Origin of the sequence: Aquabacterium sp. OR-4, assembly GCF_025290835.2 — a bacterium.
GTDB lineage: Bacteria > Pseudomonadota > Gammaproteobacteria > Burkholderiales > Burkholderiaceae_C > Pseudaquabacterium.
On record NZ_JAOCQD020000004.1, the window covers coordinates 261,293 to 275,104 of the forward strand.

At 72.1% G+C, this 13,812-nt stretch carries 14 protein-coding genes; 12 read left to right on the top strand and 2 right to left on the bottom strand.

The genetic code is table 11. The features are described from left to right. The first annotated feature begins 41 nt into the window (after nt 1–41). The gene (locus N4G63_RS26725; protein WP_314600760.1) at nt 42–2,402 is read left to right on the top strand and encodes a putative bifunctional diguanylate cyclase/phosphodiesterase; all 2,361 of its coding nucleotides are present in this window, start codon (nt 42–44) and stop codon (nt 2,400–2,402) included. Here N4G63_RS26725 and N4G63_RS26730 read toward each other — a convergent pair. Next, nucleotides 2,351–3,064 carry a GNAT family N-acetyltransferase gene (locus N4G63_RS26730; protein WP_314600761.1) on the bottom strand — a complete coding sequence of 238 codons (714 nt, stop codon included), beginning with the start codon at nt 3,062–3,064 and terminating at the stop codon, nt 2,351–2,353. The two genes, N4G63_RS26725 and N4G63_RS26730, sit on opposite strands and share 52 nt — an antisense overlap. Before the next feature lie 135 nt (nt 3,065–3,199). On the opposite strand from N4G63_RS26730, the gene N4G63_RS26735 reads away from it, so the two are divergent. After that, nucleotides 3,200–3,625 carry a hypothetical protein gene (locus N4G63_RS26735; RefSeq protein ID WP_314600762.1) on the top strand — a complete coding sequence of 142 codons (426 nt, stop codon included), beginning with the start codon at nt 3,200–3,202 and terminating at the stop codon, nt 3,623–3,625. 4 nt (nt 3,626–3,629) lie between these two features. Here the strand turns inward: N4G63_RS26735 and N4G63_RS26740 are convergent, their stop codons facing one another. Then, the gene (locus N4G63_RS26740) at nt 3,630–4,196 is read right to left on the bottom strand and encodes a hypothetical protein (RefSeq protein ID WP_314600763.1); all 567 of its coding nucleotides are present in this window, start codon (nt 4,194–4,196) and stop codon (nt 3,630–3,632) included. Nucleotides 4,197–4,593: 397 nt separating this feature from the next. Between N4G63_RS26740 and N4G63_RS26745 the strand changes: the two genes are divergently transcribed. The 10 genes from N4G63_RS26745 to N4G63_RS26790 all read left to right on the top strand — a co-directional run bounded on the left by N4G63_RS26745 (nt 4,594) and on the right by N4G63_RS26790 (nt 13,796). Continuing rightward, complete coding sequence (locus N4G63_RS26745; protein ID WP_314600764.1) at nt 4,594–5,817, top strand: IscS subfamily cysteine desulfurase; 1,224 nt, start codon at nt 4,594–4,596, stop codon at nt 5,815–5,817. 122 nt (nt 5,818–5,939) lie between these two features. Beyond that, nucleotides 5,940–6,380: a Fe-S cluster assembly scaffold IscU gene (iscU, locus tag N4G63_RS26750; RefSeq protein WP_314600765.1), complete on the top strand. Its 441-nt coding sequence runs from the start codon at nt 5,940–5,942 to the stop codon at nt 6,378–6,380. A 116-nt stretch (nt 6,381–6,496) separates the two neighbouring features. Then, entirely contained in the window at nt 6,497–6,910 is a 414-nt protein-coding gene (gene erpA / locus N4G63_RS26755; RefSeq protein ID WP_443112118.1) for an iron-sulfur cluster insertion protein ErpA, read from the top strand. Between the two features lie 35 nt (nt 6,911–6,945). Beyond that, nucleotides 6,946–7,269, top strand: coding sequence for a HesB/IscA family protein (locus tag N4G63_RS26760; protein WP_314600766.1), 324 nt, complete (start codon nt 6,946–6,948; stop codon nt 7,267–7,269). A 91-nt stretch (nt 7,270–7,360) separates the two neighbouring features. After that, entirely contained in the window at nt 7,361–9,274 is a 1,914-nt protein-coding gene (gene hscA, locus N4G63_RS26765; protein WP_314600767.1) for a Fe-S protein assembly chaperone HscA, read from the top strand. Between the two features lie 63 nt (nt 9,275–9,337). Beyond that, nucleotides 9,338–9,736, top strand: coding sequence for an ISC system 2Fe-2S type ferredoxin (fdx, locus tag N4G63_RS26770; protein WP_314600768.1), 399 nt, complete (start codon nt 9,338–9,340; stop codon nt 9,734–9,736). 102 nt (nt 9,737–9,838) lie between these two features. Then, a complete protein-coding gene (locus tag N4G63_RS26775) occupies nt 9,839–11,143 on the top strand; it encodes a DEAD/DEAH box helicase (protein WP_314600769.1) in 1,305 nt (434 codons plus the stop codon). 228 nt (nt 11,144–11,371) lie between these two features. After that, entirely contained in the window at nt 11,372–12,547 is a 1,176-nt protein-coding gene (gene nifV, locus N4G63_RS26780) for a homocitrate synthase (RefSeq protein ID WP_314600770.1), read from the top strand. Nucleotides 12,548–12,568: 21 nt separating this feature from the next. Next, on the top strand, nt 12,569–12,919 hold the full coding sequence (gene nifW, locus N4G63_RS26785; RefSeq protein WP_314600771.1) for a nitrogenase-stabilizing/protective protein NifW: 351 nt from the start codon (nt 12,569–12,571) through the stop codon (nt 12,917–12,919). 25 nt (nt 12,920–12,944) lie between these two features. Beyond that, complete coding sequence (locus tag N4G63_RS26790) at nt 12,945–13,796, top strand: electron transfer flavoprotein subunit beta/FixA family protein (RefSeq protein WP_314600772.1); 852 nt, start codon at nt 12,945–12,947, stop codon at nt 13,794–13,796. Nucleotides 13,797–13,812: the final 16 nt, after the last annotated feature.

The following is a 13,812-nucleotide window of genomic DNA, read 5'->3' on the forward strand; positions in this document are numbered from 1 at the left end:
GATAAGCTGGTGTCGTCCGCCCATCCATCGCCACGCTGCCAATGCCGGTTCTGCCCTCGTTGAACGCCCTGCGCGATGAGCTGGTGGGCATGTATTCGTCGCCCGCGCCCGAGTGGGCCAGGCTGCGTGGCCAGCACATGGCCTCGGTGCTGCGGCTCACGCCCTACACCATGGCTGCCAACGTGGCCAATGCGGCGCTGGTGCTGTGGGCCTTTTCGCCGGGCGTGGCACCGGGCCAGTGGCTGTGGCTGGCCAGCCTGCTGCTGATCGCGGCGCTGGGGCTGCAGCGCTGGTGGCAGCTGCGCGGGCAGGCCCGCGCCACCGCCTCCTGCCGCGCGGTGCGGCACGCCACCGCACATGCCGCGCTGCTGGCCGGCATCTGGGCCCTGCTGCCGCTGCTGTGGTTTGCGCCCGGCACGCCGGGCCAGCAACTGGTGGTGGCCACGGTCTTCACCGGCATGCTCTCGGCCGGCAGCTTTGTGCTGCATGCGCTGCCGCTGGCCAGCGTGGTCTGGGTGCTGGTGCTCACCGCAGGCGCGCTCGGCGCACTGGTGCAAAGCCAGGATGCCGTGGCCTGGGGCGTGGCCGGACTGCTGTTGGTGTATGCGCCGATCGTGGCCGCCGGCGCGCTGGCCGCCTGGCGCCAGGCCAATGCGCTGAGCCGCTCGCGGGCCCGCGCGGCCCGGCAGGAGCGCACGCTGGCCGTGTTGCTGAAGGACTTCGAGCAGAACGCCGGCGAGGCGCTGTGGCAGGTGGGCGCCGATGGCCATCTGCAGCACCTGTCGCCGCGGCTGCCCGTGCTGCTGGGGCTGGACGAGCAGGCCATCCGCGCCGAGCCGCTGATGGCCTTGCTGGAGCGCCTGAGCCCGGCCGGCGCGCCCGCGCTGCGCGCTGCGCGCGACGCCGGCCGGCCGTTCCAGGACCTGCTGCTGCCGCTGGGTGACGGCGGACAGGCGGGCGATCCGGTGCGCTTTCTGGCCATCAACGGCAAGCGCCTGCTCAGCGACAGCGGCCACACCGTGGGCTGGCGCGGCGTGCTGGCCGACGTGAGCGAAAAGGCGGCGGCCGAGCGCCGGCTGCGCACGCTGGCGCACACCGATTCGCTCACCGGACTGGCCAACCGCTTCATGCTGCGCGACACGCTGGCCGAGGCGGTGCGCAGCCAGCGCCCGGTGGCCCTGCTGATGATCGACCTGGACCGCTTCAAGTCGATCAACGACACCCTGGGCCACAGCGCCGGCGACGAGGTGCTGCAGGCCGTGGCCCGGCGCCTGCGCGACTGCGTGCGCCCGGCCGACCTGGTGGCCCGCCTGGGTGGCGACGAGTTTGCCGTGCTGGTGCCGGCCAGCGCCGACGGCGCGGCCGAGGCGCAGCTGCTGGCGCGCCGCCTGATCGCCGCGGTGCAGCGGCCGGTGCCGGTGCAGACCCGCCAGCTGCGCGTGGGCGCCAGCATCGGCGTGGCGCTCAGCCGCGATGGCGGCCTGGCGGTCGACGAACTGCTGGCCCAGGCCGACACCGCGCTGTATGCGGCCAAGGGCGGCGGCCGCGGCCGCCATGCGCTGTACGAGCCATCGATGGGCCAGCGCAACGCGCGCCGGGTCGACATCGAGCACGGCCTGCGCCACGCGCTCGAGCACGGCGGCCTCGAGCTGCACTGGCAGCCCAAGGTCGACATCGCCGACTGGCGCATCTGCGGCGCCGAGGCGCTGATGCGCTGGCAGCACCCTGGCCTGGGCCGGGTGAGCCCGGCCGAGTTCATCACCGTGGCCGAGCAGTGCGGCCTGATCGAGGACCTGGGCCGCTGGGCGCTGCACGAGGCCTGCCAGACCGCGGTGCGCCAGTTGCCGGGCCTGCCGATCGCCGTGAACGTGTCACCCTTGCAGCTGCGCGATGGGCAGTTTGTGACGCTGGTGCGCGACACCCTGCGCAGCACCGGCCTGGCCGCCGGCCTGCTGGAGCTGGAGATCACCGAGTCGGTGTTCATCGACGATGCCGACACCGCACTGGCCCAGCTGCATGCGCTGCGCAACCTGGGCGTGCGCGTAGCGCTCGACGACTTCGGCACCGGCTACTCGTCACTGGCCTATCTGCGGCGCTTTCCGTTCGACACGCTGAAGATCGACCGCAGCTTCGTCAACGAGGTGCTGCTGCGCAAGAACGCCCGCGCCATCGTGCAGACCATCGTGCACCTGGCCACCACGCTGGGCATGCGCACGGTGTGCGAAGGCGTGGAGAGCGAGGCCGAGCTGGCCGCCGTGGCCGCCGCCGGCTGCCAGGAGGTGCAGGGCTTTCTCGTCTCGCCGGCGGTGCCGGTGGCGGCCTTCACCCAGCTGCACCGGCGCTGGCGGGTTCAGACCGTGCCGTCCAGCGACAGCAGCCGGTCGGGCGCCCTGGTGCACTGAGGGTTGCACTCAGGGTTGCACTGGGCGTTGCACTGAGGCTCGCACTGGGCGCTGCGCCCGGCGGCGCACGCCGGGGCGCCTTGCGCGCCAGGCTGCCCGGGTGGCTCGCCAGCGCTGCCGCGCCAGCGTGCATACAGCCACACGTCGCGCGGTGTGTCGCTCACATTGGGGTGCATCAGCATGCGCGCCAGCCGGCCCTCGCGGGCATAGCCCGCGGCCGCCAGCAGGCGCGCCGAGGCCTGGTTGTCCACGTCGCACAGCGCGTCGATGCGCCACAGCTCGGGCGTCTCGGCAAAGGCCATCTCGCCCACGCAGGCCACCGCCGCGCGCATCAGGCCGCGGCCCTGCCAGGCCCGCGCCAGCACGAAGCCCAGGCGCAGGTGGTGCGGGCGGCCATCGAGCTGCTGCGGCAGCAGCTGCACCAGGCCCACCGGGTGGCGCTCGGCCGCGGGCAGCAGCATCCAGGTGAAGGCGCTCTTCTTGAGCCAGCGCGCCTCGTCCCAGGCCAGCTGCTGGCGGGTCTGGTCGGCCTGGCCATGCGGCCGCCAGCCCAGCCAGCGCAGCACCTGGCCATCGGCCGCCCAGCGCGCAAACACCGGCTCGGCATCGGCCGCCTGGGGTGGCCGCAGCGTGAAGCCCGGGCCGCTGAGCTGGCGCCTCATGTTCGGCAACTCATGTCGGGTCACTCATGTCGGGTCACTCATGTCGGGCAATTCATGTCGGATGACTCATGTCGCGCGACGCCTGCCCGGCACCCTCGCGGCCGGCCAGGCCCGGAACCTGCATCACGCCGCGGCATGACGACCCACCCTGCCCTGCTGGCCCAGGCCCGGCAAACCGGCGAGGACGTGCTGCTGCTGGTGGACGGCCTGGACGAGGCCGAGTTCAGCCGCTCACGCCTCACCCGCCACGAGGTGCGGCGCCTGCTGTGCCGCATGGCCGACACGCTGACCGCCCTGCCCGCGGCCGTGCAGCAGGGCCTGCCCGAGATCGACTGGCCCGGCTGGCGCGGCCTGGTGCCGGCACTGGCCCCGCCGGGCGCGGCGGGCAACGCAGCCCTTGGCAAGCCCTCCGGCCCGGCCACGCCGGCCGACGCTGGCGCCCCGCCCACCCAGGCTACCCAGGCCGCCTGGGCCGCCACGCAGGCGCTGGTGCCGGCCACGCTGGCCTGGCTGCGGGTGTACCAGCAGGCCGATCCGGCGCTGTTCGAGCCCAGGGCCTGAGCCTTCATGCGCGGCGCGCTCCGGGCGTGCCGGGGGCCTCTGCGGCACCGGCCATGCCGGAGCCGCCGACCGGTGGTGCGGCAGCCAGCCCGGCCGTGGCCTGGACCATTGCGCCGATCACGTCGTGGCCAAGGCGCGAGCCGGGCTGCAGCAGCTCGATGTGGGCCAGCAGCGCACGGGCCTCGTCGGGCCGGCCGCTGCGCAGGCGGATGAAGGCCAGCGCCTTGAGCGTGAAGAGCCAGAAGCGCGCCGGCCCGTCGCCCTGGAAGTCGGCGCCGCAGCCCGGCGCCACGGCGGCCCAGTCGGGCGCCAGGCCGGCCTGCACGGCGGCCTCGCTCAGGCCACGCTGCGCGGCCTGCTCGGCCTGCGCCAACTCACGCCGGCCGGCGTGGTACTTGTACAGCGCGTAATAAACCGCCAGCGTGGCGGGCGCGATGGCCTGCGCCGTCCACAGCAGCGCACCGCGCTCGTCGGCGCGCGCCAGCGCCGCCTGGTGCAGCAGCGCCCGCACCGCCTCGGGCACCTCGCCGCCGAAGAAGGCGTCCGAGGCTTCGCCGGTGGTCAGGTTCATGCGGGGCTCCAGTGGGGGGTGTGGCGCAGGGCGGCGCGGGGCAGGCCCCGGCAAGCATGGGCTGTGCCGGCGCCGCGGCCGTGCCTCGCGCCGGCGGTGTCAGCCGCCGAGTCGCCCGCTGTCGCAGCCGCCATCCCACCGGGCGTTCCGTCGGCGTGGATACCGGCCAGCACGCCGATTCGTGGGCCCCCACACCCCGTCCGAGCGTCGGATTGGCGACAAAACCGACAGCCTCCGACAGGCCGGCCGGCCGCCCTTGCTGGCCTGCGGATTGGCGCCAAGTCATTGATCCATCAGCACTTCAGCGGCCCGGCAGGGGCGGCAGGCCGACTGGCACGGTCCATGCGAAAGGGCTCTCGAGTCCCCTTCCCGCCACCCTGCCGCCGGAGCACGATCGATGACCGACACCCCCATCACCAGGCCGATCTATCTGGACTACGCGGCCACCACGCCGGTCGACCCGCGCGTGGTGCAGGTGATGGTGCCGTACCTGTACGACAACTTCGGCAACCCGGCCTCGCGCAGCCATGCCTATGGCTGGGCCGCCGAGGAGGCGGTGGAGATTGCCCGCGAGCATGTGGCCGCACTGATCGGCGCCGACCCGCGCGAGGTGGTCTGGACCTCGGGCGCCACCGAGAGCAACAACCTGGCAATCAAGGGTGCGGCGCAGTTCCACCAGACCCGGGGCCGCCACCTGATCACGCTGAAGACCGAGCACAAGGCCGTGCTCGACACCCTGCGCGAGCTCGAGCGCCAGGGCTTCGAGGTGAGCTACCTGGACGTGGGCGCGGACGGCCTGCTCGACCTCGAGGTGCTGAAGGCGGCCATCCGGCCCGACACCATCCTGGTCTCGGTGATGTGGGTCAACAACGAGATCGGCGTGATCCAGGACATCCCGGCCATCGGCGCCTTGTGCCGCAGCAAGGGCATCCTGTTGCATGTGGATGGCGCCCAGGCCACCGGCAAGCTGGCCATCGACCTGAGCAGCCAGCCGGTCGACCTGCTGAGCCTGTCGGCGCACAAGACCTACGGCCCCAAGGGCATCGGCGCACTGTACGTGCGGCGCAAGCCGCGGGTGCGCATCGAGGCGCAGATGCACGGCGGCGGCCACGAGCGCGGCATGCGCTCGGGCACCCTGGCCACGCACCAGATCGCCGGCATGGGCGAGGCCTACCGCCTGGCCAAGGAGCACATGGCCAGCGAGAACCTGCGCATCCGCGCACTGCGCGACCGGCTGCTGAGCGGCCTGCAAGGCATTCCCGAGGTGCGCATCAATGGCGACATCACGGCCCGCGTGCCGCACAACCTGAACATCAGCTTCCAGTTCGTGGAAGGCGAGTCGCTGCTGATGGGCATGAAGGCCATCGCCGTGTCCAGCGGCTCGGCCTGCACCTCGGCCAGCCTGGAGCCCAGCTACGTGCTGCGCGCCCTCGGCCTGAGCGACGAGGTGGCGCACAGCTCGATCCGCTTCTCGATCGGCCGCTTCACCACCGAGGCCGACGTGGATGCGGCCATCGTCCACACCCGCAGCACCGTGGAGCGCCTGCGCGCCATGAGCCCGCTGTGGGACATGCACGTGGCCGGCGTCGACCTGGCCAGCGTGCAGTGGGCCGAGCACTAGACCAACCCCTACGGCCGTCGGCCGCCCCCTCGAGGGGGCAAGGCCGACGGCCCGGCCAAGCCGGATCCGTGGCGTTCACTGGCTGACAGCCAGACCGCAAAGTCAACAACAGGAGTTACCTCATGGCCTACAGCGAGAAAGTCATCGAGCACTACGAGAACCCGCGCAACGTGGGCGGCTTTGACGCCGCCGACGAGGGCGTGGCCACCGGCATGGTGGGCGCGCCGGCCTGCGGCGACGTGATGAAGCTGCAGATCAAGGTCAACCCGAGCACCGGCGTCATCGAGGACGCACGCTTCAAGACCTATGGCTGCGGCTCGGCCATCGCCAGCAGCTCGCTGGTGACCGAGTGGGTCAAGGGCAAGACGCTCGACCAGGCGCTGGCGATCAAGAACACCGCCATCGCCGAAGAGCTGGCCCTGCCGCCGGTCAAGATCCACTGCAGCATCCTGGCCGAAGACGCCATCAAGGCCGCGGTGGCCGACTACCGCAACCGCGCGCTGGGCAGCGACGGCGCGCTCGAGAAGACCGCCTGCGCCCCGGCCACCGCCAGCACCAGCTGATCCCTGGCCTCGCCGCGGCGCGCCACGCGGCCTGCGCGCCGCACGCGCGGCGCCGCTCCCCTTTTGACCCCGCTGGCCCACGTGCCCGCCGCCGTTCGACCCCACCGGAGAATTCCATGTCCGCCTGCCAAAGCCAAGCCTCCTCCTGCAGCACCAGCGCCAGCACGCCGCCGCCCATGCCGGTGCTGCTGCCCGAGGGCAGCGACCCGCTCAACATCAGCCAGACCGTGGTGGCCAAGGTGGCCGAGATGCTGGCCGAGGAGAACGACCCCAACCTGGCGCTGCGCATCTTCGTCACCGGCGGTGGCTGCTCGGGCTTCCAGTACGGCTTCGCCTTCGACGACGAGCGCAAGGCCGACGACCTGCGCGTGAGCAAGGGCCCGATCACCGTGGTGGTGGACGCCATGAGCCTGCAGTACCTGATGGGCGCCGAGATCGACTACGAAGACAAGCTCGACGGCGCGCGCTTCGTGATCCGCAACCCCAACGCCGCCAGCACCTGCGGCTGCGGCAGCAGCTTCAGCGTCTGAGCCCGCCAACCCCATCCCGCGAGAGGAGCCCGACCATGAGCATCAGCGTCACCCCCAAGGCCGCCGTGCAGATCCGCAAGGCCCTCGACAAGCGCGGCGGCGGTGTCGGCCTGCGCGTGGCCATCAAGACCAGCGGCTGCTCAGGCTATGCCTACGCGCTGGAGTTTGCCGACGAGGCCACGCCGCAGGACCTGAGCTTCGAGACCGAGGGCGTCACGGTGCTGGTGGACGGCCAGAGCCTGCCGCTGATCGACGGCACCCAGCTCGACTGGGTGCGCGAAGGCCTCAACGAGGGCTTCAAGTTCAACAACCCCAACGCCACGGCCGCCTGCGGCTGCGGCGAATCCTTCGCGGTCTGACCGCGCATTCCGCTGCTGCGCGAGCCGATCTGGCGCCTGCGCGGTCAGACGATGCACGTTGAATCCGCGTTGAACCCTGAGGGACGCCGCCATGGCTTTGCTGCAGATCGCCGAACCCGGCCGCGCCGCGGCCCCGCACCAGCACCGCCTGGCGGTGGGCATCGACCTGGGCACCACCAACTCGCTGGTGGCCACGGTGCGCAGCGGCCTGCCCACCGTGCTGGGTGACGAGCGCGGGCACTTGCTGGTGCCCTCGGTCGTGCACTACGGCGAAGACGGCGTGCTCACCGTGGGCCATGCGGCCTGCGCCTTTGCCGCCAGCGACCCGGCCAACACCATCGCCTCGGCCAAGCGCCTGATCGGCCGGGCGCTGGCCGATGTGGCCCAGGGCACTGTGCCCTACCCGCTGGTGGCCTTGAGCGACAGCGCGGTGGGCGTGCGCACCCGCGCCGGCAGCAAGAGCCCGGTGGACGTGGGCGCCGAGGTGCTGCGCCTGCTGCGCGAGCGCGCTGAAGGCGCGCTGGGCGGCGACCTGGTGGGTGCGGTGATCACCGTGCCGGCCTATTTCGACGATGCCCAGCGCCAGGCCACGAAAGATGCCGCCCAGCGTGCCGGCCTGACCGTGCTGCGCCTGCTCAACGAGCCCACCGCGGCGGCCGTGGCCTACGGCCTCGAATCGGCGGCCGAGGGCGTGTACGTGGTCTACGACCTGGGCGGCGGCACCTTTGACGTGAGCATCCTGCGCCTGCAGCGCGGCGTGTTCGAGGTGGTGGCCACGGCCGGCGATGCGGTGCTGGGCGGCGACGACTTCGACCATGCGCTGGCCGCCTGGTTTGCCGGGCAGACCGGTGGCTGGGCCGCCGACGACATGGCCGCCCTGCATGCCGCCGCCCGCCGCGCCAAGGAGGCGCTGACCGATCACGACAGCGGCACCATGGTGTGCCAGCGCCGCGACGGCAGCACCGCCACCTGGCCGCTCAGCCGCGCCGACTTCGACACCCTCACCCGCCCGCTGCTGGAGCGCACGCTGGGCCCCACCAAACGCGCGCTGCGCGACGCCAGGCTCAAGCCCACCGAGGTGGACGGCGTGGTGCTGGTGGGCGGCAGCACGCGCATGCCCTGCGTGCGCGCATTGGTGGCCGAGTTGTTCGGCCGCGAGCCCTTCACCGGCATCGACCCCGACCAGGCCGTGGCCCTGGGCGCCGCGATCCAGGCCGACGCGCTGGCCGGCAACCGCGCCGGCAGCCCTGAAGACGGCGGCCTGCTGCTGCTGGATGTGAACCCGCTGAGCCTGGGCCTCGAGACCATGGGCGGCCTGGTGGAGAAGATCGTGCCGCGCAACAGCACCGTGCCCACCGCCCGCGCGCAGGACTTCACCACCTTCAAGGACGGCCAGACGGCGATGGTGCTGCACGTGGTGCAGGGCGAGCGCGAACTGGTCAGCGAGTGCCGCAGCCTGGCGCGCTTCACGCTGCGCGGCATTCCGCCGATGGTGGCCGGTGCGGCGCGCATCCGCGTCAGCTTCCAGATCGACGCCGACGGGCTGCTCAGCGTGCATGCGGTCGAGCAGGTGTCGGGCGTGCACGCCCACATCGAGGTCAAGCCCAGCTACGGCCTGGCCACCGAGGCCGTGGCCGGCATGCTGCAGGACGCGATGGGCAGCGCCGAGGCCGATGCCGCCGCGCGCATGCTGCGCGAGGCCGAGGTCGACGCGCGCCGCCTGCTGGACGCGGTGGACGCCGCGCTGCACGAGGACGGCGAGCGCCTGCTCTCCAGCCCCGAGCAGTTCCAGATCCTGCGTGCCATGCAGGGCGTGGCCGATGCGCTGGCCCAGGCGGCCGAGAACGAGGGCCAGACCCTGGCCGAGCAAAAGGCCCTGCGCGACGAACTGCGCGACACCACCGAGGCCCTCAACCGCGCCACCACGCCCTTTGCCGCCGCCCGCATGGACCAGCGCGTGCGCCAGGCGCTGTCGGGCCGCACGCTCGAGCAGATGGCGGCCTGAGCGGGTGCCAGCGACACCGCCAGCGCCCCTGCCCTTGCCGATTTGCCCACCCAGGACGCCTTCATGAGCACCGATGCCACCGCCCCAGCCGCCACCGCCAAGGCCCCCGACGCCACGGCCAGGCCCACCACCCGGGTGACCGTGAAGCCGCACCCCGAGCTGTGCCCCGAGGGCCTGAGCTTCGACGCCCGCCAGGGCCGCAAGCTGGTGGACGAGCTGCTGGCCCAGGGCATTGCCCTCGAGCACGCCTGCGAGAAGGTGTGCGCCTGCGCCACCTGCCATGTGCACCTGCGCGAGGGCGCCGAGTTCGTCAACGCCGCCGATGACGAAGAGGAAGACCAGCTCGACAAGGCCTGGGGCCTGGACGCGCAGTCGCGCCTGTCGTGCTGCGTCAGGGTCAAGGGCCCGGCCCTGCTGGTGGAGCTGCCGCGCTACACCAAGAACCACGCGCGCGAGCACTGAGTCGCGGCGCAGGGGCCGTGGCGCGCGGGCAGCGTGCCACGGGGCGGGGGCGGCCTAAAATCCGCGTCCCGCTCTCCCAGGGCACCGCCCAGGCCCCATCCCATGACCTTCCCTTCCCTGGGCCTGCTCCCCGCCTTGGTCGATGCCCTGGCGCGCACCGAGCGCACCGAACCCACGCCGATCCAGGCGCAGGCCATTCCGGCGGTGCTGGCCGGACGCGACCTGCTGGCCCAGGCGCCCACCGGCTCCGGCAAGACCCTGGCCTATGCGCTGCCGCTGCTGCAGCAGGCGCTCAGGGGCAGTTCGAATCCGCAGCACCAGCGTGACCCCGCGGCACTGGTGCTGGTGCCCACGCGCGAGCTGGCGCAGCAGGTGGGCGAGGTGCTGCGCGCGCTGGTGCGGGCGCTGCCGCCGCATGCCAGCGCCTGGCGCAGCGACGGCCCGCCGCCGCCGCGCCTGCGCGTGGCGGTGCTGCAGGGCGGGGTGTCGATCAACCCGCAGCTGATGGCCCTGCGTGGCGGCGCCGACATCGTGGTGGCCACACCCGGCCGCGTGCTGGACGTGGTGGCCCACAACGGCCTGCACCTGGACCGCCTGAAGACCCTGGTGCTCGACGAGGCCGACCGCCTGCTGGCGCTCGGCTTTGCCGACGAGCTTGACCGCGTGCTGGGCCTGCTGCCCGCGCAGCGGCAGAACCTGCTGTTCTCGGCCACCTACGGCCAGGGCACCGGTGGCGCCGGCACGGCGCTGCAGGCGGTGGCCGAGCGCCTGCTGCAAGACCCGGTGCAGGTGCGCGACGAATCGGCCGGCAGCCAGCCGCCGGCCGCCATCCAGCAGCGCGCCATCGTGGTGGACACCACGCGGCGCACGCCGCTGCTGCGCCATCTGCTCGCCGAGCTGGGCCAGCCGCGCACGCTGGTGTTCGTGGCCACGCGCCACGCCACCGAGATGGTCACGGCCAAGCTGGCGCGCGCCGGCGTGAAGGCCGCCGCGCTGCATGGCGAGCTGAGCCAGGGCACGCGCTGGCGCGTGCTGGACGGCCTGGGCCGCGGCGAGTTCCATGTGCTGGTGGCCACCGACGTGGCCGCGCGCGGCCTCGACATCCCCGATCTCGCGCTGGTGGTCAACCACGACCTGCCGCGCTCGGCCGACGACCATGTTCACCGCATCGGCCGCACCGGCCGCGCCGGCGCCAGCGGCCTGGCCATCAGCTTGGTGCCGCCCGGCGCCGAGGCGCATTTCCGCCTGATTGAAAAGCGCCAGGGCCAGCGTGTGCCGCGCGAGGTGCTACCCGGCTTCGAGCCCACCGAGGTGCCTGCGCCGCAAGACCCCACCGGCGGCGTCAAGGGCAAGCGCAAGAGCAAGAAAGACCGGCTGCGCGAGCAGGCGGCGGCCCGGCCGGCCTGACCGGCAGGGGCCCAGGCCGCGCGCGCCGCAGCGGCCGCAAGGCGCGGCGGCGGCCGCCGGCGCAGCGCGCCGGCCCGGCCGTCGTCTGTGACCTTAGCGACATTCCCGACAGCACCTCGACAGCCGCCAGCGACCTGAAAAAACATAGATAAATCAAACACTTGGTGACGATGCCGGGGTTGGCACACCGCTTGCGATCTGCAGCCCAACCCTGCCTTGGAGCCTGGTGTGATCGCCCCCCTGCCCCGCCCCGTCGAATCCAACATCACGATCAACGACACCACGTTGCGCGATGGCGAACAGACCGCGGGCGTGGCCTTCACCGACCGCGAGAAGCTGGCCATCGCCCGCGCGCTGGATGCGGCCGGCGTGCCCGAGATGGAGATCGGCATCCCGGCCATGGGCGAGCACGAGGTGGTGCTGATCAACGAGATCTGCCGCAGCGTGCGCCGGGCCCGCACCATGGTGTGGGCGCGCATGGCCGAGCGCGACATCGTGGCCGCGCTGCGCTGCCGCGCCGACATCGTGCACCTGTCGGTGCCGGTGTCCGACATCCAGATCACCCACAAGCTGCAGCGCGACCGCGCCTGGGTGCTCGACACCATCCGCGCCTGTGTCACCCGCGTGGCCGACCGCGGCCTCGCGGTGAGCGTGGGCTTCGAGGACGCCTCGCGCGCCGACGCCGGCTTTGTGGCCGCCGCCGCCACCCTGGCCCAGGCCTGCGGCGCGGTGCGCGTGCGCTATGCCGACACGCTGGGCCTGCTCGATCCGTTTGAAACCCAGCGCCGCATCGCCGCGCTGCGCGCCGAGGTCGACATCGGCATCGAGATCCACGCCCACAACGACCTCGGCCTGGCCACCGCCAACACCCTGGCCGCGCTGGCCGCCGGCGCCACGCATGCCAGCACCACCGTCAACGGCCTGGGCGAGCGCGCCGGCAATGCCGCGATGGAAGAGGTGGTGATGGCGCTGCGCCATGTGTACGGCGTGGAATGCGGCGTGGCCACCGCCGAGATCCCGGCCATCAGCGCCCTGGTGGCCCGCGCCTCGGGCCGGCCCACCGCCGCCGGCAAGGCCATCGTCGGCGATGCGGTGTTTGCGCACGAGAGCGGCATCCACGTCGATGGCCTGCTTAAGGACCGCCGCAACTACGAGAACTTCGCACCCGAGGAGCTGGGCCGCACGCACCGCCTGGTGCTGGGCAAGCACTCGGGTTCGGCCGCGGTGATCGAGCGTTATGCCCGCATGGGCCTGGCCATCGAGCCCGAGCATGTGCCGGTGCTGCTGCAGCACATCCGCGACCATGTCATGAGCACCAAGTGCGAGCCCTCGGCCGCCGAGCTCACCCGCTTTCTGCTCGACGCGCGCGGTGGCGCCGAGCCCGTTCCGATGGCCCGCGCCTGAGCCCGCGCAATGGAGAACCGCATGACCGACAGCCTGACCGACCGCCTCAAGTCGCTCTCGAGCGCCGAGGACTTTCTCACCTTCTTCGGAGTGCCCTTCGACGAGAAGGTGGTGCATGTGAACCGCCTGCACATCCTCAAGCGCTTCTACCAGTACCTGCACAAGAGCGAGGCCGCGCCCGGCGAGGACGAGGTGGCCACCTTCCGCCGCTACCGCGAGCTGCTGATCCAGGCGCATGGCGACTTCATCCACTCCTCGGCCGTGAAGGAGAAGGTGTTCAAGGTGTTCCAGGACGCCGACGGCCAGAAGGCCGTGCCGGTGGCCAACCTGCGCGAGAGCCTCGCGGAACGCCGCCGTGCCGCTGCGGCCTGACCTTTCCCGTACCTAGGAGCCCTCCATGCACATCGTCGTCTGCATCAAGCAGGTGCCCGATTCGGCGCAGATCCGCGTGCACCCGGTCACCAACACCATCATGCGCCAGGGTGTGCCGGCCATCGTGAACCCGTACGACCTGTTCGCGCTGGAAGAGGCCCTGCGCCTGAAGGACAAGTTCGGCGGCCGCGTCACCATGCTGTGCATGGGCCCGCCGCAGGCCGAAGACGCACTGCGCAAGTGCATCAGCTTCGGCGCCACCGATGCCGTGCTGGTGACCGACCGCGCCTTTGCCGGCGCCGACACGCTGGCCACCAGCTACGCGCTCACCTCGGCCATCCGCAAGATCAGCCAGGAGCAGGCGGTGGACCTGGTGTTCACCGGCAAGCAGACGATTGACGGCGACACCGCGCAGGTGGGCCCCGGCATCGCCAAGCGACTGGGCTGGAACCTGCTCACCTACGTGAGCAAGATCAACGCGGTGGATCTGGACGGCCGCACGATCACCGTCGAGCGCCGCGCCGAAGGCGGCGTGCAGCGCCTGAAGACCACGCTGCCCAGCCTGATCACCATGCTCGAAGGCACCAACGAGATGCGCTTTGCCACCATGGACGACATGCTGCGCGCCGCGCGCGTGCCGGTGCGCAAGTGGAACAAGGACGACGCCGGCATCGAGGACATCACCAAGATCGGCCTGAAGGGCAGCCCGACCATCGTGAGCAAGGTGTTCGCGCCCAAGGCCCGCAGCGCGCGCGCCGAGATGCAGGAAGTGGGCGATGGCGCCAGCGTCAACGACGCCTGCCTGAACCTGCTGCAAAAGATCTTCACCACGCATCCGACGCTCGAAGAAGAGACCGTCGACCGTCTCAGCGCCTGAAGCCCCGCCCCCCGAA

Excerpts from the sequence above, each read along its gene's own strand:
- fdx (WP_314600768.1), top strand. The coding sequence starts at position 9,338 with ATGAGCACCGATGCCACCGCCCCAGCCGCCACCGCCAAGGCCCCCGAC.
- iscU (WP_314600765.1), top strand. The coding sequence starts at position 5,940 with ATGGCCTACAGCGAGAAAGTCATCGAGCACTACGAGAACCCGCGCAAC.
- N4G63_RS26735 (WP_314600762.1), top strand. The coding sequence starts at position 3,200 with ATGACGACCCACCCTGCCCTGCTGGCCCAGGCCCGGCAAACCGGCGAG.
- N4G63_RS26775 (WP_314600769.1), top strand. The coding sequence starts at position 9,839 with ATGACCTTCCCTTCCCTGGGCCTGCTCCCCGCCTTGGTCGATGCCCTG.
- N4G63_RS26740 (WP_314600763.1), bottom strand. The coding sequence starts at position 4,196 with ATGAACCTGACCACCGGCGAAGCCTCGGACGCCTTCTTCGGCGGCGAG.
- N4G63_RS26745 (WP_314600764.1), top strand. The coding sequence starts at position 4,594 with ATGACCGACACCCCCATCACCAGGCCGATCTATCTGGACTACGCGGCC.
- erpA (WP_443112118.1), top strand. The coding sequence starts at position 6,497 with ATGTCCGCCTGCCAAAGCCAAGCCTCCTCCTGCAGCACCAGCGCCAGC.
- hscA (WP_314600767.1), top strand. The coding sequence starts at position 7,361 with ATGGCTTTGCTGCAGATCGCCGAACCCGGCCGCGCCGCGGCCCCGCAC.
- N4G63_RS26790 (WP_314600772.1), top strand. The coding sequence starts at position 12,945 with ATGCACATCGTCGTCTGCATCAAGCAGGTGCCCGATTCGGCGCAGATC.
- N4G63_RS26760 (WP_314600766.1), top strand. The coding sequence starts at position 6,946 with ATGAGCATCAGCGTCACCCCCAAGGCCGCCGTGCAGATCCGCAAGGCC.
- nifW (WP_314600771.1), top strand. The coding sequence starts at position 12,569 with ATGACCGACAGCCTGACCGACCGCCTCAAGTCGCTCTCGAGCGCCGAG.
- N4G63_RS26730 (WP_314600761.1), bottom strand. The coding sequence starts at position 3,064 with ATGAGGCGCCAGCTCAGCGGCCCGGGCTTCACGCTGCGGCCACCCCAG.
- N4G63_RS26725 (WP_314600760.1), top strand. The coding sequence starts at position 42 with ATGCCGGTTCTGCCCTCGTTGAACGCCCTGCGCGATGAGCTGGTGGGC.